The sequence below is a fragment of the Thermodesulfovibrionia bacterium genome (assembly GCA_030646035.1).
In the GTDB taxonomy this organism is placed as follows: domain Bacteria; phylum Nitrospirota; class Thermodesulfovibrionia; order UBA6902; family UBA6902; genus JACQZG01.
Map to the genome: position 1 here is coordinate 40100 of JAUSMY010000058.1, position 23186 is coordinate 63285.

Here is a 23186-nt window from a genome sequence, read left to right on the forward strand (position 1 = left end):
CCTTTGCCATTTCATTTTTGATCTTCCTCTATGAACCTTGTAATCAGCCTCAACAAACCCAAAGATATTACATCCCAGGATGCCGTTACGAAAGTTAAAAAGATACTGAAGGTCAAAAAGGCGGGTCACTGCGGCACGCTTGACCCAATGGCAACGGGCCTGCTTCTCATCTGCATAAACAAAGCAACGAGGCTTGCGACATATCTGTCCGGCTCTGACAAAGAGTATATCGCTGTCATGAAACTCGGTGAATCAACCGATACGCAGGACGCATACGGAGAGATTCTTGAGAAAGCTGACAGCATTGATGTAAGTGAAGCAGATATTAAAGCTGTGCTCTCTTTGTTCAAAGGTAAGATATCCCAACTCCCGCCGATGTTCTCCGCTTTAAAACATAAGGGCAAGCCTCTCTATGAATATGCCAGACAAGGCATAGATATCGCGCGAACATCAAGAGAGGTCAATATAAAGAGCATCGAGCTTCTGGATTTTGATCTGCCATTCGTTAAGTTAAAGGTCGCCTGCTCAAAGGGCACATATATCAGGACCCTTTGCCATGATATCGGCAAGAAGCTCGGAGTTGGCGCCCACATGACAGAACTTCAGCGCACCGCCATAGGGGAGTTTAATCTGCAAGATGCCCTGGAGATAGATGAACTGAAGGAACTGGACATTACCAAGACTGACAACAAAGCGATCCATACTTTAAACAGCGCATTGAAACATATGCCGGAATTTAAGATAACAGAGAATATGGTGCTTTCCGTAAGCCATGGGAATGCTATCAATATCAGGCAGGGTTTAGAGCTCTCTGATGATATTAAAACAGCTCAGGGGATCAGGATACTGTCACCTGATAATGAATTGTTAGCTGTAGGCAGATATGGCAATGAAAGAAAGATTATCAAGATGGATGTGGTTTTTGCTCTATGAAGAAAGCAAAGCAGGGCGCAGAGCATGAGCTTATCATAAAGATAAAGGTCGAACCCCGCTCTTCCCGTTCCTCTATCGTAGGCACATACGGTGATGCATTAAAAGTTAAGCTGACCTCCGCTCCGGTCGATGGCAAGGCAAATAAGGAACTCATAGAGCTTCTTGCCAAAGAGCTTGGTATTAAGAAAAAGGACATTGAGATAATGTCGGGCGAGACATCAAAGAATAAGATTGTAAAGCTGATAGGTTTGAAGAGTTTAGATGGTGTGGTGAAAACTTCCTAAAACAAGATCTTTTTTGTGTCGAAGATGAATTAATAATGAAAAGGCTTCTTAGCATATTTCTTTTTGCATTAATATTCTCTCCGTTTGTATGCTCTGCCGATGTGAAGGAGCCTGCGGTTGCAGGCGCATTTTATCCCAAAGATGAAAAGGTGCTTGCACATACCGTTGACAGCTTTCTCTCAAGCGTAAAGGATAAAGTAGGCAGTGGAAGGCTGATAGCCCTTATATCCCCGCATGCCGGATATCAATTCTCCGGCGGTATTGCTGCATATACTTATAATCATCTCAAAGAGCGGAATATAAAGACTGTTATTCTGATAGGGGCCAGCCATCATAAGGCATTTCATGGCGTATCTGTTTACACCGGAGACGGGATGAAGACGCCACTCGGAATTGTGAAAGTTGACAGCAGGATTGCGAATTCCCTTATCAACAAGGAAGCGGATGTGACATTTTTGCCTGAAGCGTTTGAGAAGGAACATTCTCTTGAAGTTCAGCTTCCTTTTCTTCAGCGCACTCTCAAGGACTTCAAGGTCGTCCCCATACTTATCGGTTCCCCTACCAGGGAGTCTTACAAGTTTCTCACACAAAAACTGACTGAGATAATGAGGGATGATGACAGTGTGATAATCATAGCGAGCACAGACCTATCGCACTATCATGATTATGAGACTGCCGTAAAGATGGATATGATGACCATTGACGCGCTTGAGAGGATGTCTATTGATGAGACTGAAAGATTGTTGATGAGCCGTGAAGGCGAGATGTGCGGCGGCTATCCTGTTCTATACACGATGGCGGTGGCGCAAAATCTTGGAGCGACCAATGCCGTGCTTTACAAATATGCAAACTCAGGCGATGTTACAGGCGACAAGAGCCATGTGGTAGGTTATGCCGCGATGGGATTTTATAAGAGCTATCTTTCTGATAAGGAGAAAGAGACTCTGCTGCAGCTTGCCAAAGATACTATCAATCTTTATGTGAAAGACGGCAAACAGCCATCGTCAGCCACTGAGAATAAGAGGTTGAAGAGCAACGGCGCTACGTTTGTGACCATAAGGGAGCACGGCGTGCTTAGAGGATGTATAGGCAATATAATGCCTGAAATGCCGCTTTATGATTCTGTTATCAGAAATGCCGTTAGCGCTGCATCAAGAGATCCGCGGTTTCCGCCTCTAAAAAAACAGGAGCTTGATAACATCGAGGTCGAGGTGACGATACTCTCTCCTCTTGAACTTGTGAAGGACACGAATGCCATAGAAGTAGGCAAGCACGGGCTTTACATTAAAAAGGACGGCAGGAGCGGCATTCTTCTTCCTCAGGTCCCTCTTGAATTCGGCTGGGACAGGGAGACATTCCTGCAGCAGGTTTCAAAGAAGGCAGGGCTTCCTCCTGATGCATGGAAGGACGCTGAGCTTTACTGGTTTACCGCAGAGATTGTTCCTTGAATGCATAAACAGGCGTTGTGATCAAAGCCAGCTGTGTGTTCATCTGATCTCTGAAGAGTCTGAATCCGGCCATTAACTGCTGGGGCATGGATTCTCCGCTTGGCAGCTTTACGCTGAGAGGATTGACCGGTTCGTTATTTATCCGTAATTCGAAATGCAGGTGCGGCCCGGTTGAAATTCCCGTAGTGCCGACTCTGCCGATAACCTGGCCCTGCTCTGCGGTTCTTCCTGTACTGATATTCTTGCTAATTTCCTGGAGATGGCCGTAATATGTTTCATATCCGTTATTGTGCCTTATTATTATAAGGTTGCCGTATCCGCCGTTATATCCGGCAAAAACGACCTTCCCGTCTCCGAGGGCTGAGACAGGAGTCCCTGCAGGTGCGGAATAATCAATCCCGTGATGTGGCTTGTAGACCTTCAGTATGGGATGAAGCCTGCTCCCTGAAAAATATGAGCTTATCTGTCTGAAGTCTAACGGCGCCTTCAGGAAAGCCTTTGCCAATGATTTGCCGTCCGCGTCATAGTAGCCGGCCTTCCCGTTATTTTCAAAGCGGTAGGCATGGTATGTTTTATCGTTATTGTTGAATTCAGCAGAGAGTATACTCCCGAACTTCTTGAACTTCCCGTCAAGGTAAAGCCCTTCGACAACAATTTTATATTTGTCATCTTCTCTCAGGTCGGAAGTGAAATCTATGTCCCACGCAAATATGTCGGAAAGCTGAAGCGCCAGTATGAGGTTCTCCCTGCCTTCACCTATGGAGGAGATAAGATTGTCTTTTATTATGCCGCTGATGTGCTCAATCTTTTTTTCATACGCAATAGGAATTCTTTTAGCTTTAAAAACCTGGTCTTTTCGTGTGACTTCAAGTACGCCGTCATCGCCTATCCAGTACGACAGGGACTTAATACGGTTGTCTGCATCGACTGAAATATTATATTGCTGTCCGGGTTGTACCTTTTTTAAGTGGTGAACATCAGCGGCTGCCTCACGGATCGCAAACAACTCAGCGATATTAAGACCGCGGCGCTTAAAGACCTCAAAAAAGGTTTCCCCCTTTTTTATCGTGCCGGTTATATTCCTTGAGGTTTCTATTTTTTGAGGTTCTTTATCTACTTCTTCTTTAATATTCGTTACATCCCGTATCTGGAAAAGTATTAAAGTGGCAGCTATCAGAAAAAAGGCTGCGGCAAATAGTTTCTTCATAATATCTCCTTACAGCGGTAATACATTACATTTGTAATCAGTTTATTGCCGGCATAACACCAAAAGATATATGATGTAGAAGAAAAAAAGATAGAAAACAGCAGATTAATGTTATCTTTTTTTCAGGCGGTGCTTACTTTTTTAACATATAAAGTTTAAAGAATTCAACCTGCAGGAGGTTTTGTCTATCTGTCAGACAGTGGAATAAGGCAAGCCCTTGATCTGTTAAGGGGTTTTCAGAACCAGAATTCAGGGTATCTGCGGGACTTTGGGATATTGTTTATCAGAAGCGCGACAGAGAGCATAATTACCGCTCCAAGGCCGGCAGGAACAAGGGCGTAGAGGAAACCAAGGTTGTGTATCTTTTCACTCCCGATGACTGCAATAAGTGCGGTTGCGCCACCAGGTGGGTGGAGCGTTTTGGTAGCATGCATGAATGCGATGGATGTTGCAACAGCCACTGCCCCTGCAAGCCAGATGTGCTGGCTTAACATCTGATAAGAAGCAACTCCTATGACGGCTGAGAAGATATGCCCTCCCAATAAATTTCTAGGCTGCGCAAGTGGGCTCTTGACCGCTCCATAAATAAGAACAGCTGAAGCTCCGAAAGAACCGATGACCATAACAAGGTCGGTTTTATCAAGAATATGATAATCGATGTAACTGACAGCGGCAATTCCGAGAAAAGCTCCAATCCATGACCATCCAATCTCTGAAAGGCAGACCCTTGGCGGGCATTTTTCAGCCCCTTTCATTTTGTTGAAATATTCTTTTAATGCGTTCATATAGTATGTTACTTGATTTTACAGGGTAGAGTTTATGATTTATATCATAAACTCTAAAAGGCAGAAAATAAAGAAGGGACAGTTTAAAATAAACTGCCCCTTCTTTCACAATTATATTAAATATAGTTTAATCTTTATTCAGTAACTATAAGTATCTCCACTCGCCTGTTTTCAAATCTTCCCTCTTTGGTATCATTAGATGCGATGGGCTTCAATTCGCCGTAACCTGTTACCCTTTTTATCTTGGCATCAATGATCTTGCCTTTTGTAATAAAATACTCTTTTACTGCATTTGCCCGTTTATATGAAAGAACATCATTGTAAGCATCAGTACCTCTACTGTCTGTGTGACCCTCTATAACAAGAGATGCCTCAGGATATTTGCTGATAAATGCCAGAGCCTTTTCAAGCTTTGCATATTCAACCTTCCTGATAATAGACTTATCAAAGTCAAAATTAATATGAAGAGTCAGCCTATCAATAACCTTTTCCACAGGAACAACCTTTACCTCAGGAACAACTACTACCTCGGGAACAGGTGTAATTATTACCTCAGGAACAGGTTTAATTGGCGGTGGTATATACGGACAGAGAGCATTTATTTTTTCAATAGCTTTGGCCATCATCTGTGCAGCTTCGTCAGTCTTACACTGGTCATATGTTACAAAGGCGCGGTTGACTTCTGCTTCAGCTGCTGCAAATTCTTTTTTGCAGGCTTTGTCTTTTCCATCTTCTCTTGCCAAATTCAAAAGCCTGGTTGCTTCCTGGAGCCCTTCAGGAACAAATAAGTACCGGGACTTATTACCTGTCTCAATATCCATGCCTGCACATCCTATGGTAAATGCAAGTGATAAGAGCAGTAAAATTGAAAAAATAGTTTTTGATACTTTGTGTCTCATATCCATCCCTCCTGGTTTTTTTAGTTATAGGCTGTTATCTGCCTGTTGGCGCTGTTTGTATGATAATATTAATGATTATAACCCAGCTTTTTTGTATAGTCCAGAAAAAGTTACATTTTATATTCATAATGTAAGGAATATATTTATCCTATAATATACGTTAAAATATCCCGGATGACAATAGATTCTAAGCAGCTAAAGATATTTTTCTCAGGAATCGGGGGAAGCGGGGTTTCAGCCATTGCCGGCTTTATGGCAGGAAAAGGCCATAATGTTGCCGGTTCTGACAGGGCGTTTGATGAAAATTCGGGTAGTCCGCTCAAAAAAACGCTTCAGTCCTCAGGTATCCGGATCTTCAGCCAGGACGGCAGCGGAATAGATGCTGCTTTTGATCTTGTGGTCTTCAGCACAGCGGTTGAGAACGACAGTCCGGAACTCCTCAAGGCAAAAAAACTTGGAGTCCGTGTCAGGACAAGGCCTGAATTTCTTACTGAGATAACCAACTCGCATAAAACTATTGCTGTCGCTGGAACCAGCGGGAAGTCCACAACAGCTGCTATGCTTGCTTTTCTAATGGAGAGGCTCGGGCTTGATCCAAATTACATAGGCGGTGGAAGGGCAAGGCAATTCAGGTCTGAAACCAACCCGGGCAATTACCTTTCCGGAAGTTCCGATCATCTTGTCATAGAGGCATGCGAGTCTGACGGAACCATAGTTAATTACAGGCCGCGATATTCCATAATCCTGAACCTTTCACTGGATCATCACACTGTTGCAAAGACCGCAGATATGTTTAAGGAACTTATAAAGCATACAGGGGAGAAAGTAATAATTAATGCTGATGATGAGAACCTGGCAGAGTTAAAGTCTGAGGGTGTGACAACCTTTTCCATAGACAGCCTTTCTGATTACAGAGCTGAAGCAGTTAAGTTCATGCCGTTTGGCACTGATTTTTTATTAAGAGGGACAAGGTTTAGCCTTTCTCTTCCCGGTAAGTATAATCTGTACAATGCAGTTTCATGCATTGCGCTTCTTTTAGAGATTGGGATATCCCCCGCCCTTATTGCAGCAGCGCTTCCGGAATTTCAGGGTATAGAAAGAAGGTTTGATATACATTTCAATGACGGGAAGAAGCTTGTGATTGATGACTACGCGCATAATCCTCATAAGATAGCAGCTCTTATGGAGACCGTGATGCGGCTGCATCAGCGGATATGCTACATATTTCAACCCCACGGATTTGGACCCACAAAGCTAATGAAGGATGAATATATTGAGGTCTTCAGCAGGAATCTTCGCGATACAGACCATCTTATTATTCTTCCCATTTATTATGCCGGAGGCAGTATCGTAAGGGATATCTCAAGCCTTGACCTTGCAGCCGGTATCAGTGAGGCCGGCAGGTCTGTTGAGGTCATTGAAGACAGGGCTGAGATTTTAAACAGGATTGATGGTTACAGCGCATACGTCATATTTGGTGCGCGTGATGAGACTCTTTCGGATCTTGCGGAACAAGTAGCAAAGAAGGTGAAGAATTGCTAAAGCAAACTAAAAAGCCGCGGCCATCTAGCCGCGGCTTTTTACAACATTAAATATATCAGTTATTATTTGTCGATCTTGCTTTCTCTGTACTGATGGTAGATGTCTTTTATGGCGGAATAAGGGTCAATGGCGTCTTTCTTTATCTCTTCGTAATCACCTATCACAAGTGATACCCTGTTGACTTTATCCCCGCTCCTGATAGCGAGTCCGTCATAAGCAAACGGTGTGACATAAGTTACGGGGTCAAGAAAAGTGTCTCCTGCCAGGCCTACTGTGTCGCGAAGACTTGAAGGCCCGAGGATCGGCCATACTATATAAAAACCTGGGCCTGCATTCCACCAGACTCCAAAGGTCTGTCCAAGGTCTTCATCCTGCATCTTAAGGTCTAAATTCTTCTTTGCAGGATCAAAAAGGCCTAAAACACCTACTGTGGTATTAATGCCGAAACGCTTTATCTCAGTACCGGCTGAATTAAATTTAAACTGCAGGATATTATTTACAAGCCTTACCGGAGTGGTAAGGTTATTGAAGAAATTACGCACTGATATTCTGGCTGGTTCAGGAACGACCTTTGAGTAGCCTTTAGCAACCGGTTTTAAGACCCAGAAGTACAGCTTGTCGTTAAAATGAAAGAATACCCGGTTTACAGGTTCAAGCGGGTCGGATATCTTAGCTAACTCTTTGTCTTCGCCGGAATCCTCAGCCTCATCGAGATAATCATCATTTTCAGCATCAGCCAATAATATGGCGCTGTCCTGTTTATCTAGCAGAGAGTCATTTAAGGTTTCATCGGCAAAAGACGGGGCTGAAGCAATACTGAGTATAAAGGCTGAAAACAATAACATCCTGATGAAAATTCTCATATTTATTCCTCCTTGTTAGTGAGTCTATGCTACATCAAAAATAGCTTAATTATCAAGGGTAAAATATGCAAAGAGGCAAGGCATAAATGGATTAGACGACAAGCTGTTTAATCGGGATAATTCTTTGCAAGGGTTCGAATTACGTCAAGACAGGAAAAGAAGGCGTCTATCATGTCAGGGTCAAACTGTTTCCCGGCTTCAGACTTAAGTGTTTCGAGCACCCTGTCTTCATCCCACGGCTCTTTATAAACCCTTGGCGAGCTGAGTGCATCAAATACATCGGCTATGGCAACCACTCTGCCGAATGGCGGGATCTCTTCGCCCTTTTTGCCGCGTGCTTTCCCTTCACTGGTTTCGCAGCCCGGGATCGGTTTGCCGGTCATGCAATTGATATGTCCCGGATACCCGTTCCCATCCCAGCGTTCATGATGGTTCAATGCGATGATCGAGGCTGCTTCATCAAAGTCAGAATACATTTCAGAAAAAAGCTTTGCCCCAAGATGGGTATGAGCTTTCATTGCTTCAAATTCCTCAGGGTCAAGTTTTGCAGGTTTTTTCAATATAGTGTCTGAGATGGCCACTTTGCCTACGTCATGCAGCATAGCGCCCATTCTGAGTATGTCCTTGTTCTTCTCGATATCTTTTTTAGGAACGCCTTTTTTTGCGGCCCATTCCTCATAAATTTCTACGGAATAGGATGCAACACGGTTTACATGAGGTCCGGTCTCTTTGGGGTCACGCATCTCAGCCATTTTTATCACTCGAAGAATGATCGCCCTTGTAAGCTGCGCGCGTTCAATGGCTGCAGCCGCAATATTGGCGAAGTTCTTTATCAAAGGCTCATCATCGTTGTTGAAACCGATCGTATTGCCATTATTATCTTTGGAATTGATAAGCTGGAGGACGCCGATTATCTTCTCATTAGCTGTCATAAGAGGAATGGTAAGCATAGACTGCGTGCGGTAATCAGAGATTATGTCATACTCTTTATCAAAAGAATATGGCGCGTTATGAGAAAGGCTATATACATCTTCAATATTGAGCAGCTCTCCGGTGTTTGCCACATATCCTGCTATCGAATCATTATTAATAGGTATTGAAAAGGTGGAGAACATGAGCTTTTTGCCGGGGGCAAGCCTGTTCTGCAGGATCGTGTTCTGAGTATGGCTGAACTTCAATCTATTGTTCTCTATAATATATATCGAGCCCGCTTCAGCATTCACTATCTGCCTTGATACTGACAGGACCTTTTCAAGCAGCAGGTCAATATCCTTCAGCAGGGATATCTCAACCCCTACATCGATCAGTTCTAATAATCTCTCTTTACTGAAGTTAATAGACATTTATTATTTTTCCAAAAAAACTGAAATATTATAACTGAGACTCATGCAAAAATCTCACATGGTTTTTAGGCAGGTAATCTTAAGAATCTATTTGCGGGGAGAGAACCTTATGTATTTGTCCCAGTATTCAAAGAGTTCTTTTGTAGCATAGAGGTCGCCGACGCAGTATCTTGCAATATCGAGATGTCTGCCCTCTTTAAAAAGGCCGGCAACCTCATGCCCTGTGACTCCTTCCTCTTTCGGACTCTTGATACCAAATGCCGTGCACCACATATGGAGGCTGAACTTCCTTCTGACTGAGCCGTAAAAGGTGAGCTGGTCAAGGAGGTCAATATGTGAAGCAGCGCTGTAACGGTTGGGCATAAGGTCTTTTGTCGGTGTTATCTTGTGGATAGCTGAACGTATCATCAGGTAAGGGGCGTCAAAACCCCTTCCGTTGAATGTGATGATGCTGTCATAGTGCCTGACAGTCTCCCAGAATTTATTAAGGATCCCGGCCTCATCATCGGCGGTATACTCGATCCCATCCTCTTTCAGCGGCTTGTGCGCAGCTCCGGGAGACTGAAAATATACAGCGCCGTTATTGGTGTCGGGGTTGAGCATTCCGATAGCTACTATCTCACCGGTGAGCGGGGAGAAGGCGAGGCCCTCTTTTGCCTCTTTTACCGCCTCTTCGGAATCGGCGTACTTAATGATATACTCCTGCGACATCTCATCCATCGCGTCAAAGTCACAGCCGATAGTCTCAATGTCAACAACGATCTTTTTGGACATAGGATTTTTTAACATCTTTTGCTAAAAGATGCAAGGTAATGTATTAATCATCATTCAAGGCACAATATTAATGTGACTCGTAAAATATATAATTGTTAAAATACAAGGCCGACAATATTGAGATGATATCATATGCGAAAACCCATTATACATATAATGTTAGTGATCATAATCGGTCTTCTTGCATATTCGAATACTTTCGATGGCACTTTTCACTATGATGATAATGAGGCTATAGTAAATAATCCTGTCATAAAGAACCTTCAATATTTTATTCATCCATCAGAAGCGAGTATCTTTAAAACACAATTTCAATACCGGAATCTCAAAGCCAGATATATCGCATACCTGACGTTTGCACTTAATTACAAATTTAACGGGCTTAATGTCACGGGATATCATGTTGTTAACCTGATGATACATCTTGCAAATGCCCTTCTGGTTTATTACCTGATGCTTTTAAGTTTTAGAACCGCATTTTTAAGCAGGTCCGGAGTAAGGGGATATTCAGGAGAGATCGCGCTTGTAACATCGCTCTTGTTTGCAGCCCATCCTATACAGACCCAGGCAGTTACATACATAGTTCAGAGGGCCGCTTCATTGTGCACAATGTTTTATCTCCTTTCCATTCTTCTGTATATAAAATGGAGATTAACTATTCCTGGCCGTGGTGTAGTGAAATATAGAGGCATTATCTTTTTATATGCTGCTTCTATAGTTTCATCGATACTTGCCATGAAGACAAAGGAGATAGCTTTTACACTTCCTTTGATGATCGCATTTTATGAGTTTATGTTTTTTGATGGAGTGATAAAAAAGAGACTGTTTTATCTCATTCCTTTCTTCCTGGCCATGGTTGTAATTCCCTTAGGCTTCATGGATGCCCGGATGCCTTTAACAGAGGGAATGGCTTCCGCTGCCAGAGATTATACAAGCATCCCGAGGGCGGACTATTTCATTACCCAGTTCAGAGTACTTGTCACATATATACGCCTGATATTTTTTCCTGTTGCACAGAACCTTGATTATAATCATCAGGTATATCATTCCTTTTTTGCGCCACAGGTGGTTTTATCATTTCTGTTCCTTTCAGCAATCTTATCTGCAGGAATATATCTTTTCTATCTTTCAAAGGCCGGGGAAAAGTCGCTGCGTCTTATAGCTTTTGGAATAATATGGTTTTTTGTAACGTTATCAGTTGAATCAAGCGTTATTCCGATACCTCATGTGATATTCGAGCACAGGCTTTATCTTGCCTCATACGGTATTTTCCTTGCGATAACGAGCGCTGTTTTTATAATTTACAGCAGGCTTGGCTCACTGCCGAAAAAGGCAGCCGCAGTCTTTATCACGGCAATAATAGCGGCATTTGCCGTGACAACATACGCAAGGAACAATGTCTGGAAGGATGAAATAAGTTTATGGAAGGATGTAATAAGTAAAAATACCGGAAGCGCTGTTGGTAACTATAACCTCGGGAAAGCCTATCAGCTCAAAGGTATGCTTGATAATGCTGTTGAGCACTATAATGCTGCAATAAGGCTTAACCCGTATCAGATAGCAGTCCACAACGAGCTTGGCAATGTTTATAAATCATTAGGCTTTATTGACCGGGCTATGGAGGAGTATCAGGCTGTGATCAGACTTAATCCTGCCGGTTCAGGGCCGCACGGCAATCAGGAGGCAAAAGACCTGGAGGCGGCCGCGCATTATAATATTGGCCTCATATACAAATCTCAGGGGCTGATCGACAATGCAGTAGAAGAATACGAGGCTGCAATCAATCTAAACCCTGTCTTTCCGGAAGCTCATAGCAATTTAGGCATTCTTTACGAATATAAAGGCCTTACAGATAAGGCCATTGAGCATTATCATGAGACGCTTAGACTGGATCCAATGGCTTACTTTACATACTATAATCTTGGAGCAGCATATCAAAGCAAGAATTTAATTGAGATGGCGGCAGAAAATTATAAAGCGGTGATAAGGATTAAGCCTGACTGGGACATCCCTCACCTGAGTCTTGGCCGGATTTATCTTCAGTCCGGCAATGTCAAAGATGCTCGTATTGAACTTGAGGAAACTATCCGTCTGAACCCGCAAAACCATGAAGCAGGATCGTTGCTTGAAACTTTAAGATAGTCTGAGCTATCCCTTGAAAAGAATGCTTATTATAAGCTAATATAATCTTCTTTTTATTTTGGATATGTGTTTCTGACCAATAATAATGTCTGGAGGAATAAAAATGGCAAAAGCAATTGAAATTCGCTGGCACGGCCGTGGCGGACAGGGCACAGTCACTGCTGCCAAGGTCCTTGCAGACGCCTGCCTCAGCGGCGGAGGATATGTTCAGGCATTTCCGGAATACGGGCCTGAGCGAGCCGGAGCCCCTATCAGGGCGTTTAACAGGATAAGCGACAATGTGATAAGGATGTACGGCCCTGTTCTTCATCCAAAGGTAGTCAGCATTGCAGACGCTACATTAATAGACGCTGTGAATGTGACAGAAGGCACGCTTGATGACGCGATTTTTCTCGTAAACACATCAAGAGATCCTAAAGAGGTCAGGGCGAAACTTAAGGTTAAAGATTCTCAGAAAGTATATACAGTTGACGCTACAAAGATAGCTGTTGACAGCTTTGGAAGACCGCTCCCGAATTCATCCATGTTAGGCGCGATATGCAAGATAACGGAAGTTGTAGGAATGGATGTGCTTCTGGAGAATGTCAAAAAGAGTTTCGGCAAGAAGTTTGCCCAGAAGATCATTGACGGCAACCTCAATGCTGCAAAGCGCGGATATGAGGAGGTAAGGGAAGGATGAGCAAGAAATTTTGGGAAATACTTCCACAGGGCGCTGTTGTATTGGAGGCCGGAAGTTCAGCTAAGTTCAAGACAGGCACATGGAGGTCGATGAGGCCGAAGTGGATAGAAGAGAACTGCATACAGTGCATGTTCTGCTGGATGTACTGCCCTGACATGTCGGTCAAGGTGAATGCGGAAGGCAAGAGAGAAGATTTTGATTATGATTACTGCAAGGGCTGCGGGATATGTGCCCTCGAATGCCCCGGTAAAAAGGGCAATAAAGCAATTGTGATGGAAGAGGAGGGCAAATAAATGGGTAAGATAGTTGCAGTTACCGGAAATGAAGCATGCGCGTATGCCCTTAAGCAGATAAATCCTGATGTATGCGCCGCATACCCTATCACACCTGCCACTGACCTTATGCAGAGGTTTTCAGGCTATGTCTCAAACGGCCAGGTGGATACAGAGCTGGTGCTCGTTGAGAGTGAGCACAGCGCAATGAGCGCCTGCATAGGCGCGGCAGCAGCAGGCGGCAGAGTTGCCACAGCCACATCATCACAGGGCCTCGCGCTTATGTGGGAGATGCTTTATATAGCAGCAGGAACAAGGCTTCCGATAGTAATGCCTCTGGTAAACAGGGCGCTTTCAGCTCCTCTGAATATTCACGGCGACCATTCTGACGGCATGGGAGCAAGGGACACAGGCTGGATCCAGATCTATTCTGAAAATGCCCAGGAGGCATATGACAATCTGGTTCAGTCTTTCAGGATCGCGGAGCACCTTGAGATCAGGGTTCCGGCTATGGTCTGTATGGATGGTTTTATCGTCAGCCACTCTATTGAGAGGGTTGAATATATTGATGATGCGGATGTAAAGAACTTTGTAGGAAAATTTCAGGCGGTGCATCCGCTGCTTGACCTGGAGCATCCGAAAAGCTACGGCCCTCTGATCCTGGCCGATCTTTATCATGAATACAAAAGGGCGCAGCATGAAGTCATGACCAAGGTTTCGGGTGTTGTTCTTGAGGTTGCGGCTGAATTTGAAAAGATGACAGGCAGAAAGTACGGCCTGTTTGAGGAATACAGGCTTGAAGATGCTGAGATAGCGATCGTTGTTATGAGCTCTGCGGCAGGAACGACCAAGGATATTATCGATCAGTACAGGGATAAGGGAGTAAAGGTAGGCCTTCTGAAGCCGAGGATGTTCAGGCCGTTCCCGTTCACTCAGGTAGCAGAGGCGCTTAAGCATGTGAAGGCGATAGCTGTCCTTGACAGGGCGGATTCATTCGGCGGATACGGGCCGTTATTTTCAGAGATCGCCGGAGCGGTCATGTCAATGGATCATAAACCTGCCATGATAAACAAGATCTTCGGACTTGGCGGAAGAGACTATCTGCCGGATCAAGCAGAGCAGGTCATTGATGAGCTTATAAAGATAGCTAAAACCGGAAAAGTTGAAGCTATTAAAGAATATATCGGGGTGAGGGAATAAGATGACAACTAAAGCACTCAAACTAAAAGAGCTTGCAAAGGGAGAGGACAGGTTCGCTCACGGCCACAGGATGTGCGCCGGCTGCGGAGCGCCGATAGTTGTAAAGCAGGTGCTTATGGCGACTGACTATCCCATTATCGCTGCAAATGCCACAGGATGCCTTGAGGTCTCCTCATGCATTCAGCAATTCACGGCATGGAAGATCCCATGGATGCATAGCGCCTTTGAAAATGCAGCAGCAACAATATCAGGTATTGAGGCGATGTACAGGTCATTGGTCAAGCAGGGTAAGCTTGAAGATAAAAATGTAAAATTCATTGCATTCGGCGGCGACGGCGGAACCTATGATATCGGTTTCCAGGCCCTTTCAGGCGCAATGGAGCGCGGCCATGACATGATGTACATATGTTATGACAACGGTGCTTACATGAATACAGGAATTCAGCGTTCGAGCGCGACACCTTTTGGAGCTGATACCACTACATGTCCGGCAGGTGATGTGATCCCCGGCAAACTCCAGCAGAGAAAAGACCTTACAAGGATAATGGCTGCGCACGGCATTCCTTATGTGGCGCAGGCGTCTCCGGCAAACTGGATGGACCTTATGAAGAAGGTGCAGAAGGCGTTTGAGATAAAGGGGCCCAAGTTCATGAATGTCATTTCACCATGCAACCGGGGCTGGCGCTCAAGGACGGATGATGCAATTATGTTGAGCAAGCTGGCTTTTGAGACTTGTTACTGGCCTCTGTTTGAGATCGAGAACGGCGTTACCAGGATAACGGCTAAACCAAAAGAGAAAAAACCTCTTGTAGATTTTCTAAAGCCTCAGGGCAGGTTTAAACATATGTTCGCTCCCGGCAATGAGTGGATGCTCAAACAGGCACAGGATTATGTTGACGCACAGTGGGAACGCCTGCAGAAAGAGGCTGTTTTCTCCGGCGGAGAAGAAAAGTAAAGATTATTCCCGAGTAGCTCAGCTGGCAGAGCAGGTGACTGTTAATCACCTTGTCGGGGGTCCGAATCCCTCCTCGGGAGCCAGAATATAATGAAAGGACTTTCGCAGAAATGCGGAAGTCCTTTTTTATTGACTTTACCTGCTAAAATATCCATATGAAAAAGAAGAATACAGCAGACCAGCCTGCAAGGAAAAACCGTCAGGGAGAAAAAATGCGCCCTATCTGCATTAACAAAGACTGCAAGATAAGAAGGGCAGGGTGTGAGGGGTCACAGGAGTGCCCGGGATATAAAGGCAAGTGACCGGTAATTAAGCCGAGAAAATCGTCTTACTTTCCTTCGCTTTTTTCTGACAATTCTTTCATAGAGACATTATCTTTCATCGCAAATATTATTCCTACAATGATCGTGAATCCCATAGAAGTGATCCATAACGCGATACCGTAACTGGCAGCAGCAGCTTTGGGGATCTTGAATATCTCATGCAAAACAAAAACACATGCTGCCTGAAAAGGCCCGAGAAATCCCGGGGCAGGGAATAAAGTGGAAAAAGCCACGAACAGGTTAAGTATCAAAAGAGATGATAACGCAGGGAGCATATCGGCAAATCCAAAAGCATGGTAGATCGGGTAGCATGTAAGCGTTATGCAGACCCATATAAGAAAAGAGAGTAAGATCGACATAAGGAAACCCTTTATGTCTTTCAAAATATTCAGCCCTTGTGTAAATGCATTCACCATTTCAACTATCTTTAATCCCCAGTTGTCAGGGAGCGGCCTGATGAATAAACGTACCGCTTTCATGGCAAGTTCGTTTTTGTGAAGAAGGAAGAACATAAACGCAAACATAAACAGCGAGAAAGCCAGGCCCATCCAGCCGAACATAACTATCTTGCTGATTATGCTGCCGGCATCAGGGCTGCTCTGCGATATGACATCAGCGTAGAAAAATGTGATGGAAAAGAGCATGAGAAGCACCATGGACATGTCAAATAACCGCTCAACGAATATTGTCGCAAAGGCGGTGCTGAAGCTTATGTCCTCCCTTTTGCCGAGCAGGTATGCCCGTATCAGCTCTCCTGCGCGTGCGGGCAGCATATTTGCCATGAAACCTATAAAAAGCGGCGAGAAGATATTTTTAACCGGCACATCTTTGATAGGCCGCAATAAATAATGCCACCTCATCGCTCTGAAGAGGTACGTTATCATGATAAGTATAACTGCGGGAATAAGGTACAGATAATTTGCTTTTGATAATTCCTCAAGGAGCGTAGAGAATTTAACGCCCTGAAATGCGTATGCAAGAGAGAGAACAATAATAACGATGCTTATAAGAAGGTGTATGTATTTTTTCTTCATGGTCTAATATAGCAGGAACAGATACGGATTGTCTTATGCGCGGACGCTGTTTTTTCGGTTATTAATAATTTCTTTGAATGCTTTTACAGCGCTATCTATATCTTTCGCAGTATTGCCAATGCCGAGCGATATCCTTATAGTGCAGTGCGCCTCTTCCTCAGTCAGCCCCATTGCCAGCAGTATGCCTGAAGGTTTTGATGAACCTGAGTGGCATGCTGAGCCTGCTGATATCGCTATCCCTTTTTTGTCGAGGGCCGTGACCATTGAAGCACCTATTAAGCGCGGCAGATTTATGCTGATGGTGTTTGGCAACCTAAGTTTCTTGTCGCCGTTCAGTTTTGCACCTGTGAAGAGTTTAATGATCTCCTTCTCAAGTTTGTCGCGAAAGGCTTTAACCTGCTTCATTTGGGGAAGGTTTTTGCATGCAAGTTCAGAAGCCATTCCAAGCCCGGCGATGTGTATTACATTTTCAGTGCCGGCTCTCAATCCGTTCTCCTGTCCACCGCCGTGTATCAACGGCTCAATGGCGATCCCTTTTCTGACATATAACGCGCCGATACCTTTCGGCCCGTAAAATTTATGTGCTGACAGCGACATAAGATCAACGCCGAGTTTTTTTACATCAACAGGTATCTTGCCTATGGCCTGTGTCGCGTCAGTATGAAAAAGCGCGCCATTTTCTTTGGCAATAGCAGCCAGTTCTTTGATCGGCTGAATGACGCCTGTCTCATTATTGGCTAACATGACAGATGCAAGGCATGTTCTCTTTGTGATCGCTGATGAGAGATCATCAGGGTTAATCCTGCCGGATCTGTCCACCTGCAGGTATGTTACCTTTACGCCGTTCTTCTCCAACCACCTGCATACATTAAGAACAGAAGGATGTTCGATGGAAGAGGTTATTATGTGGTTTTTGTTTTTGATATTTGCAGATGCTATGCTTTTTAAGACATGGTTGTTTGCCTCTGAACCGCTGCCTTCAAAGATAATATTGCCTGCTTCACAGTTCAGAAGTTTGGCAACGCTCTTCCTGGCGTTATCAACGATCTGTCTGGCTGCTATCCCTTCCATGTATGAATTGGAAGGATTGCCCGGATGATTTTTCATAACATCAAACATCGCATCACGCACCTCAGGCGCAAGCGGAGTCGTTGCGTTGTGGTCAAGGTATATTCTTTTATATATTTGCTTAGACATATTCATTTTTGGATTAAGAAGCCTTTTTAGAATAATATATAAACATTACAATGTCTATTACAGGAGAGACAGGAGAATAACAGTGAGAAGGATCGGCGTACATGTTTCCATAGCAGGCGGAGTTCATCTTTCACTTGAAAGGGCAAAGGAACTCGGCTGCAGCACGATGCAGATATTCTCTCACAACCCGAGGGGATGGGCGTTCAAGGATATTGATAAAGAAGAGGCCTCACAATTTATCCGGCTCTCTGAGGAATCAGACATAAGCTCATTCATCCACTCATCTTATCTCATTAACCTTGCCTCTCCTGACGATGAAACAAGGCGTAAGTCAATTGAACTTCTCTCTTATGAACTGCGCATGGCAGACCTGCTTGGAATAGATCATGTGGTGCTTCATCCCGGCAAGATGGTTGGCCAGGAATTAAATGTCGCTGTAGAAAAAACAAAAGACGCCCTCTTGAAGGTGTATGAGAAGGCAGAGTCCAGGTCAGGGATACTCATTGAAAACACAGCCGGACAGAAGGGTGATATCTCTTCTTCCTTAGCGATGATAGCGGATGTTATTGAAGGCGCTCCTTCAGGATTGGTAAAAGGCATATGCTTTGACACATGCCACGGCTTCGCAGCTGGCTATGATATAGCTCAGGATGAAGGGCTTAGCAGGCTTGAGCAGGAGATTAAGAAATATCTTTCACCGCTGAAGGTGGAACTTATACATCTCAATGACGCAAAGCAAGGCCTATCTTCCAACATAGACAGGCATGAGCATATAGGAATGGGTGCGATAGGTATCGAGGGATTCAGGCGGTTTCTCTCCGTTCCTCTCTTTAAGAATATTCCACTGGTTTTAGAGACGCCCAAGAAAGAGGAAGATGATGATACGAGAAATCTCGATCTTGTCAGAGGGATTTTGAATGAGATAGGATAATGCAGTTAGGGTATAATCTTTATTATGAAACTCATTATTCTTGGCAGCGGCACATGCGTTCCTTCACTTAAGAGAAACGCTCCGGGCTACTTTCTTGAGGCTGAGGGCAGGCAGATATTAATTGACTGCGGAAGCGGGACACTGCTTCAGCTTGAACGGGCAGGTAAAAGCTATAAGGATATTGATGCCGTATTCATCACACACCTTCATCCCGATCACTTTAGCGACCTCATGCCTTTGATACATGCGCTCATCGCCACACCGAAATTCAAAAGAGAGAAAGAACTTCTCATCGCAGGCCAGGAAGGGTTCAAGGAATATTATGAAAACGCCTTCATTCCGATATTGCGAAGGCGTGAATTTATAAAGCTCATAGAGATCAAGTCTGAGCTTGAACTGGAACCGGTTAAGATCTTTTCAACAGAGACCATTCATATCGGGAAGAGCCTTGCATACAGATTTGAATCAGGAGGAAGGTCTGTGGTCTTCACAGGTGACGCTGACTATGATCAGGGGCTGATAGATTTTTCAAAAGATGCCGGCCTCTTGATAGCAGACTGCTCTTTTCCTCATTCATTGAAAATGAAAGGGCATCTCTCTGCAAAAGAATGCGGGCTTGTCGCACAGGCTGCCGGAGTTAAGAGGCTTATCTTGTCGCATATCTATCCCTCTGATGTATCTGATAATGAAAGAGTTAAAGAGGCGCAGGATGTATTTGACGGCAAAGTTGAACTTGCCGAAGATTTGATGGAAGTCGAGATTTGAAGAATTATCCAAAAGGCTTTAACATATAATCCATGAAGATATTCTATTCTCCCAAATGCCTGAAGTACTCCTCTCCCGGCCATCCTGAGTCACCTGCCCGCGTCAACTCCACGCACCGGTTTCTTGCAGATAAGGGATACAGCTTTGCAGAGCCTTCGCCATGTTCTGATGATGATATACTTCTTGCGCACTCTCCTGAGCTTCTTGCGAGAGTGAGGGGAGGCAGTTTTTATGACCTTGATACTCCATCGCTGCCGAATATCTTTGAGTATGCAAGATTGTCTGCCGGAAGCGCGATTGCGGCGGCGATGCACTGCCTCAGCGGTGAGAAGGCTTTCTCTCTGATGCGACCTCCCGGCCATCATGCGACAAAAAATGATCTCGGCGGCTTCTGCTACTTCAACAACATAGCCATCGCTTCATTAAGGGCTAAAGAGAAAGTGAGTAAAGTCGCGATAATTGATTTTGACTGCCATCACGGAAACGGAACTGAGGATATCTTTCTCGGTAAAAAAGATTTTCTCTATCTCTCTCTTCATCAGAGCCCGCTCTATCCCGGCACCGGGCTTCAGAGCAGGGACAACTGCATCAACATCCCTCTGCCTGCGGATACCACTCCTGAAGAATATCTATACGCTTTCAAGGAAGGGCTTGACGAGGTCAGCAGGTTTGATCCTGATATGCTTGCGGTCTCTGCCGGTTTTGACTCTTACAGGCTTGATCCCATAACCAATCTATCTCTTGAAAAAGAGACGTACAGAACCATAGGGGAGATGATCGCAGGTTTGGATAAGCCGACTTTCTCTATTCTTGAAGGCGGCTACAGCAAAGAGCTTGCTGACTGTGTCTATCAGTATTTGATTGGGCTTGAAGGGTAGAGAATAATACACAGGTTTCAGGAGGTGCGTTAATTGTCTGAAGGAATCGCATGGGGGAAAAGTATAAGCGTTGCTGTTGAGTCGGCGGAAAAGGAAGGGAAGCTGATATTCATTGATTTTTTCAGCCCCACGTGAGGCGCCTGCCAGAGAATGGAGACAGGTACGTTTCCAGACAAAGCGCTTCAGGATTATTTAGAGAAGAACTTTATTTCTGTAAAGTTTGAGACGGGAATTGATGCGGAGCAGTTTCTCCAGTTCGATGTGAAGGGAACGCCTGCATTTATAGTCCTTGATTCAAAAGGCGATGAGATATACAGGAAGATAGGCTTTTTTGAACCGGGGCAGCTCATGGAACAGCTTGAGAAGTCCCGTGAGAAATTCACTCACCATCATCATTGATACCGCGGAAAAGATTCCCCGCCCTTTTGGGGCGGGGAGGTTTGTCTTAAATTAGAACTTCACCTTTGGCACAGCTCCTTCGCCCTCAGGCAGCTCATAATACTCCGCATTTGTTACACCCGCAAGCCCTGCAAAGAACCTGCCGAAGAATGTCCTGATATATGTATTCAGCAGCTGCACGGCTTCGTTATATCTCATTCTCTCCACGGCTATCCTGTTTTCTGTTCCCTCAAGGCTGTCCTGCAGTTTCATGAAGTTCTCATTCGCCTTAAGCTGCGGATACTGCTCGTTCAGCATAAGAAGCCTTGAGAGTACACCCTCAAGCTGGTTTGATGCGTTGATCTTCTCCTTAACAGAGCCGGCGCTGAAATATTTTGTCCTTGCATCAGCGATATGTTCAAAGAGCTCTTTTTCATGAGTTGCGTATCCCTTGACAGTTTCAACAAGGTTCGGGATGAGGTCATACCTTCTCTTCAACTGGTTCTCTACCTGCGCCCAGCTACCCTTAACATTTTCATCCATCGCGATAGCGTTGTTATATCCTCCGATGATCCATTTTGCCATCATGATGCCTATAACAACTATTACGCCGACAACAATAAGTGTGATCTTTAAACCTTTTGACATGATAAACCTCCTTTAGTGATTATTATATAAAATAACTTCTAACTGTCAACATTAATCTTTACCATCCACCTGATGCTCCGCCTCCGCCGAAACCTCCACCACCTCCGCCGCCAAAGCCGCCTCCTCCGCCGAAACCGCCTCCGCTTCTTCTTCCACCGCCCATCATGCTCATCATAATAAAAAGCATCATCATGCGTGGATGTTTTATGAACATATATATCATGAAACAGAAAAAGATTATTAAGAAGATAAGGTTTATGAGTGAAGGCTTGCCTGTTCTTCCGCTTCTGTTAGCCACAGGTGACTGTATGCTCGGCATACCTGTGATCTCAACTTTTGCATCTCTGGATATTTCGCTGATCACCGCAAGTGCCGCCGTAAGTATTCCTGTTGAATAATCGCCTTTCTTAAAGTAAGGCACCAGGTACTCTCTTCCGACAGAGCCGACAAGGCTGTCAGGAAGAACACCCTCAAGGCCGTAGCCGACCTCTATCCGGTATTTCCTGTCCTGAAGCGCTATGAGAAACAGCACCCCATTATCTTTATCCTTCTGCCCGAGCTTCCATTTGTTATGCGCTATATTCAGAGAGAAATCCTCAAGCGACGCCCCCTCAAGGCTGTTGATAGTAAGCACTACCATCTGGGCTGTGGTCTTTTGCTCAAGCTCCTTGAGAAACATGTTAAGGCTCGTCTCTGCGTTATCATCAATGATGCCTGCGAGATCCACCACATAATTTGCAGGGGCGTCAGGGATATTCACTTCTGCCCGTACAGTCATCGGAGAGAAACAGAACAGGACGGATAGAAGTATTAAGAAAGACTTAAACAATGGCCGCATCAATTATCCTTCCCAGCTCTTCAGTGGCTTTGTAGTAGTCTTTAAATATTGCATTCAATTCCTCAGACGAATGTTTTGCCTTCTCATGTTTTTCAGCAAGGACCTTTGCAAATATATCAGTATTGATCCCGGATGCATCTGCAAGTGACCTGATGACAGAGCTTTGTTTTACAGGCGCTTCTTTACCGAGCAAAACTATGATCCCCCGAAAGAGAGGGATGTACCCGGTGATCGAGTCGGCGAGTCCTTCTGCAAGAAGCTTTTTGTCACCTTGAGATGATATATAACCCTGCCTCAGCCAGATGAGCTTTGATTTGATCTCTCTTTCACATTGATGCCTTAAGTCGTTCAGGCTGATCTCCAGGTCTTTCAGGATATCTGTGCCAAAGACATTCTGGTGAATAAGTTTGAAATTCAGAAATTCAATAGGGAAAACGTCCAAAGATGATTCTATATAAAAAGGGGTCATGATAAGCGGGGCGGCAACCTTGTGCTTGCCGTATTTTTTGCCAAGCGGCGCGATCAGCTCAAGAAACTTCAGGTCCATCTCTTTCAGCACGAAGATGGAGTTGACATCTGATCTCTTCTGGTCAAAATCATCTGTAATGGCAGTTCCTGTCACATAGATGGAATGTATCATATCCTGATAACCGGCTAATATCTCATTAAGGAACGGCTTTATTCTTTCCGCAGCTGTTTCATTGAGTTTTGATAAATTGATAGCAGACATATGATATATCCTCCCGGAATGGTCCTAAAACTGATTTTAATTACTAACCTATCATAAACATACAGTCAATTCAATGACTGACAGGCAATTTACTCAGGCTTTCATTATAGCTTTTATCGCGGTAATTATGGGCATCAT

General features: G+C 44.5%; 25 protein-coding genes and 1 tRNA gene. 15 read left to right on the forward strand and 11 right to left on the reverse strand.

What is annotated here, in order from left to right:
* Positions 1-30 precede the first annotated feature (30 nt).
* From truB to amrB, 3 genes are read left to right on the forward strand one after another with little or no spacing between them, the layout of a single operon-like run.
* The gene (truB, locus tag Q7U10_10515; GenBank protein MDO8283035.1) at positions 31-933 is read left to right on the forward strand and encodes a tRNA pseudouridine(55) synthase TruB; all 903 of its coding nucleotides are present in this window, start codon (positions 31-33) and stop codon (positions 931-933) included.
* Entirely contained in the window at positions 930-1217 is a 288-nt protein-coding gene (locus tag Q7U10_10520; GenBank protein ID MDO8283036.1) for a DUF167 domain-containing protein, read from the forward strand. The genes truB and Q7U10_10520 overlap by 4 nt, the downstream gene beginning before the upstream one ends.
* Positions 1218-1252: 35 nt before the next feature.
* Entirely contained in the window at positions 1253-2665 is a 1413-nt protein-coding gene (amrB, locus tag Q7U10_10525) for an AmmeMemoRadiSam system protein B (GenBank protein MDO8283037.1), read from the forward strand.
* On the opposite strand, the gene Q7U10_10530 is transcribed toward amrB, so the two are convergent.
* The 3 genes from Q7U10_10530 to Q7U10_10540 all read right to left on the reverse strand — a co-directional run bounded on the left by Q7U10_10530 (position 2643) and on the right by Q7U10_10540 (position 5478).
* Positions 2643-3872, reverse strand: coding sequence for a peptidoglycan DD-metalloendopeptidase family protein (locus Q7U10_10530; protein MDO8283038.1), 1230 nt, complete (start codon positions 3870-3872; stop codon positions 2643-2645). The genes amrB and Q7U10_10530 overlap by 23 nt on opposite strands.
* Before the next feature lie 236 nt (positions 3873-4108).
* Positions 4109-4657 (reverse strand): HPP family protein, encoded by a 549-nt coding sequence (locus tag Q7U10_10535; protein ID MDO8283039.1) that lies wholly within the window; start codon positions 4655-4657, stop codon positions 4109-4111.
* A gap of 134 nt (positions 4658-4791) precedes the next feature.
* Positions 4792-5478, reverse strand: coding sequence for an OmpA family protein (locus Q7U10_10540; GenBank protein ID MDO8283040.1), 687 nt, complete (start codon positions 5476-5478; stop codon positions 4792-4794).
* Between the two features lie 252 nt (positions 5479-5730).
* Between Q7U10_10540 and Q7U10_10545 the strand changes: the two genes are divergently transcribed.
* Positions 5731-7098, forward strand: coding sequence for a Mur ligase family protein (locus Q7U10_10545; protein MDO8283041.1), 1368 nt, complete (start codon positions 5731-5733; stop codon positions 7096-7098).
* Between the two features lie 62 nt (positions 7099-7160).
* Here Q7U10_10545 and Q7U10_10550 read toward each other — a convergent pair whose 3' ends face one another.
* From Q7U10_10550 to Q7U10_10560, 3 genes are all read right to left on the reverse strand, one after another.
* Entirely contained in the window at positions 7161-7961 is an 801-nt protein-coding gene (locus tag Q7U10_10550; GenBank protein ID MDO8283042.1) for a VacJ family lipoprotein, read from the reverse strand.
* 107 nt (positions 7962-8068) lie between these two features.
* Positions 8069-9304: an HD domain-containing protein gene (locus Q7U10_10555; protein ID MDO8283043.1), complete on the reverse strand. Its 1236-nt coding sequence runs from the start codon at positions 9302-9304 to the stop codon at positions 8069-8071.
* A gap of 87 nt (positions 9305-9391) precedes the next feature.
* Complete coding sequence (locus Q7U10_10560) at positions 9392-10078, reverse strand: ribonuclease H-like domain-containing protein (protein ID MDO8283044.1); 687 nt, start codon at positions 10076-10078, stop codon at positions 9392-9394.
* Between the two features lie 132 nt (positions 10079-10210).
* Here Q7U10_10560 and Q7U10_10565 point away from each other — a divergent pair, with 132 nt between their 5' ends.
* From Q7U10_10565 to Q7U10_10595, 7 genes are all read left to right on the forward strand, one after another.
* The gene (locus Q7U10_10565; protein ID MDO8283045.1) at positions 10211-12220 is read left to right on the forward strand and encodes a tetratricopeptide repeat protein; all 2010 of its coding nucleotides are present in this window, start codon (positions 10211-10213) and stop codon (positions 12218-12220) included.
* 103 nt (positions 12221-12323) lie between these two features.
* Positions 12324-12899 carry a 2-oxoacid:acceptor oxidoreductase family protein gene (locus Q7U10_10570; GenBank protein ID MDO8283046.1) on the forward strand — a complete coding sequence of 192 codons (576 nt, stop codon included), beginning with the start codon at positions 12324-12326 and terminating at the stop codon, positions 12897-12899.
* Positions 12896-13192 carry a 4Fe-4S binding protein gene (locus Q7U10_10575; GenBank protein MDO8283047.1) on the forward strand — a complete coding sequence of 99 codons (297 nt, stop codon included), beginning with the start codon at positions 12896-12898 and terminating at the stop codon, positions 13190-13192. Before Q7U10_10570 ends, Q7U10_10575 begins: the two co-directional genes overlap by 4 nt.
* On the forward strand, positions 13193-14371 hold the full coding sequence (gene porA, locus Q7U10_10580) for a pyruvate ferredoxin oxidoreductase (protein ID MDO8283048.1): 1179 nt from the start codon (positions 13193-13195) through the stop codon (positions 14369-14371). It abuts the gene before it with no gap.
* A gap of 1 nt (position 14372) precedes the next feature.
* Positions 14373-15326: a thiamine pyrophosphate-dependent enzyme gene (locus Q7U10_10585; GenBank protein MDO8283049.1), complete on the forward strand. Its 954-nt coding sequence runs from the start codon at positions 14373-14375 to the stop codon at positions 15324-15326.
* Between the two features lie 7 nt (positions 15327-15333).
* Positions 15334-15409, forward strand: a tRNA-Asn gene (locus Q7U10_10590).
* Between the two features lie 72 nt (positions 15410-15481).
* Positions 15482-15628, forward strand: a complete 147-nt coding sequence (locus Q7U10_10595; GenBank protein ID MDO8283050.1) for a hypothetical protein — start codon at positions 15482-15484, stop codon at positions 15626-15628.
* Between the two features lie 26 nt (positions 15629-15654).
* On the opposite strand, the gene Q7U10_10600 is transcribed toward Q7U10_10595, so the two are convergent.
* The gene (locus Q7U10_10600) at positions 15655-16683 is read right to left on the reverse strand and encodes a lysylphosphatidylglycerol synthase transmembrane domain-containing protein (protein ID MDO8283051.1); all 1029 of its coding nucleotides are present in this window, start codon (positions 16681-16683) and stop codon (positions 15655-15657) included.
* Positions 16684-16716: 33 nt separating this feature from the next.
* A complete protein-coding gene (locus Q7U10_10605; protein ID MDO8283052.1) occupies positions 16717-17880 on the reverse strand; it encodes a cysteine desulfurase family protein in 1164 nt (387 codons plus the stop codon).
* Positions 17881-17962: 82 nt separating this feature from the next.
* Between Q7U10_10605 and Q7U10_10610 the strand changes: the two genes are divergently transcribed.
* From Q7U10_10610 to Q7U10_10625, 4 genes are all read left to right on the forward strand, one after another.
* Positions 17963-18811 (forward strand): deoxyribonuclease IV, encoded by an 849-nt coding sequence (locus Q7U10_10610; protein ID MDO8283053.1) that lies wholly within the window; start codon positions 17963-17965, stop codon positions 18809-18811.
* A 24-nt stretch (positions 18812-18835) separates the two neighbouring features.
* Positions 18836-19576 (forward strand): MBL fold metallo-hydrolase, encoded by a 741-nt coding sequence (locus tag Q7U10_10615; GenBank protein MDO8283054.1) that lies wholly within the window; start codon positions 18836-18838, stop codon positions 19574-19576.
* A 32-nt stretch (positions 19577-19608) separates the two neighbouring features.
* Positions 19609-20454, forward strand: a complete 846-nt coding sequence (locus Q7U10_10620) for a histone deacetylase (protein MDO8283055.1) — start codon at positions 19609-19611, stop codon at positions 20452-20454.
* 150 nt (positions 20455-20604) lie between these two features.
* Positions 20605-20853, forward strand: coding sequence for a hypothetical protein (locus Q7U10_10625; protein MDO8283056.1), 249 nt, complete (start codon positions 20605-20607; stop codon positions 20851-20853).
* Between the two features lie 51 nt (positions 20854-20904).
* Here the strand turns inward: Q7U10_10625 and Q7U10_10630 are convergent, their stop codons facing one another.
* From Q7U10_10630 to Q7U10_10640, 3 genes are read right to left on the reverse strand one after another with little or no spacing between them, the layout of a single operon-like run.
* Positions 20905-21480, reverse strand: coding sequence for a LemA family protein (locus Q7U10_10630; GenBank protein ID MDO8283057.1), 576 nt, complete (start codon positions 21478-21480; stop codon positions 20905-20907).
* 58 nt (positions 21481-21538) lie between these two features.
* Positions 21539-22318, reverse strand: coding sequence for a TPM domain-containing protein (locus Q7U10_10635; GenBank protein ID MDO8283058.1), 780 nt, complete (start codon positions 22316-22318; stop codon positions 21539-21541).
* Positions 22302-23048 carry a hypothetical protein gene (locus Q7U10_10640; GenBank protein MDO8283059.1) on the reverse strand — a complete coding sequence of 249 codons (747 nt, stop codon included), beginning with the start codon at positions 23046-23048 and terminating at the stop codon, positions 22302-22304. The genes Q7U10_10635 and Q7U10_10640 overlap by 17 nt, the downstream gene beginning before the upstream one ends.
* Positions 23049-23186: the final 138 nt, after the last annotated feature.

Bases quoted from the DNA above. Each gene is read 5' to 3' on its own strand.
- Q7U10_10575 (MDO8283047.1), top strand. From the start codon at position 12,896: ATGAGCAAGAAATTTTGGGAAATACTTCCACAGGGCGCTGTTGTATTG.
- Q7U10_10570 (MDO8283046.1), top strand. From the start codon at position 12,324: ATGGCAAAAGCAATTGAAATTCGCTGGCACGGCCGTGGCGGACAGGGC.
- amrB (MDO8283037.1), top strand. From the start codon at position 1,253: ATGAAAAGGCTTCTTAGCATATTTCTTTTTGCATTAATATTCTCTCCG.
- Q7U10_10520 (MDO8283036.1), top strand. From the start codon at position 930: ATGAAGAAAGCAAAGCAGGGCGCAGAGCATGAGCTTATCATAAAGATA.
- Q7U10_10555 (MDO8283043.1), bottom strand. From the start codon at position 9,304: ATGTCTATTAACTTCAGTAAAGAGAGATTATTAGAACTGATCGATGTA.
- Q7U10_10630 (MDO8283057.1), bottom strand. From the start codon at position 21,480: ATGTCAAAAGGTTTAAAGATCACACTTATTGTTGTCGGCGTAATAGTT.
- Q7U10_10620 (MDO8283055.1), top strand. From the start codon at position 19,609: ATGAAGATATTCTATTCTCCCAAATGCCTGAAGTACTCCTCTCCCGGC.
- Q7U10_10640 (MDO8283059.1), bottom strand. From the start codon at position 23,048: ATGTCTGCTATCAATTTATCAAAACTCAATGAAACAGCTGCGGAAAGA.
- Q7U10_10605 (MDO8283052.1), bottom strand. From the start codon at position 17,880: ATGTCTAAGCAAATATATAAAAGAATATACCTTGACCACAACGCAACG.
- Q7U10_10540 (MDO8283040.1), bottom strand. From the start codon at position 5,478: ATGGATATTGAGACAGGTAATAAGTCCCGGTACTTATTTGTTCCTGAA.
- truB (MDO8283035.1), top strand. From the start codon at position 31: ATGAACCTTGTAATCAGCCTCAACAAACCCAAAGATATTACATCCCAG.
- Q7U10_10560 (MDO8283044.1), bottom strand. From the start codon at position 10,078: ATGTCCAAAAAGATCGTTGTTGACATTGAGACTATCGGCTGTGACTTT.
- porA (MDO8283048.1), top strand. From the start codon at position 13,193: ATGGGTAAGATAGTTGCAGTTACCGGAAATGAAGCATGCGCGTATGCC.
- Q7U10_10550 (MDO8283042.1), bottom strand. From the start codon at position 7,961: ATGAGAATTTTCATCAGGATGTTATTGTTTTCAGCCTTTATACTCAGT.
- Q7U10_10625 (MDO8283056.1), top strand. From the start codon at position 20,605: ATGGAGACAGGTACGTTTCCAGACAAAGCGCTTCAGGATTATTTAGAG.
- Q7U10_10545 (MDO8283041.1), top strand. From the start codon at position 5,731: ATGACAATAGATTCTAAGCAGCTAAAGATATTTTTCTCAGGAATCGGG.
- Q7U10_10565 (MDO8283045.1), top strand. From the start codon at position 10,211: ATGCGAAAACCCATTATACATATAATGTTAGTGATCATAATCGGTCTT.
- Q7U10_10530 (MDO8283038.1), bottom strand. From the start codon at position 3,872: ATGAAGAAACTATTTGCCGCAGCCTTTTTTCTGATAGCTGCCACTTTA.
- Q7U10_10615 (MDO8283054.1), top strand. From the start codon at position 18,836: ATGAAACTCATTATTCTTGGCAGCGGCACATGCGTTCCTTCACTTAAG.
- Q7U10_10535 (MDO8283039.1), bottom strand. From the start codon at position 4,657: ATGAACGCATTAAAAGAATATTTCAACAAAATGAAAGGGGCTGAAAAA.
- Q7U10_10585 (MDO8283049.1), top strand. From the start codon at position 14,373: ATGACAACTAAAGCACTCAAACTAAAAGAGCTTGCAAAGGGAGAGGAC.
- Q7U10_10600 (MDO8283051.1), bottom strand. From the start codon at position 16,683: ATGAAGAAAAAATACATACACCTTCTTATAAGCATCGTTATTATTGTT.
- Q7U10_10635 (MDO8283058.1), bottom strand. From the start codon at position 22,318: ATGCGGCCATTGTTTAAGTCTTTCTTAATACTTCTATCCGTCCTGTTC.
- Q7U10_10595 (MDO8283050.1), top strand. From the start codon at position 15,482: ATGAAAAAGAAGAATACAGCAGACCAGCCTGCAAGGAAAAACCGTCAG.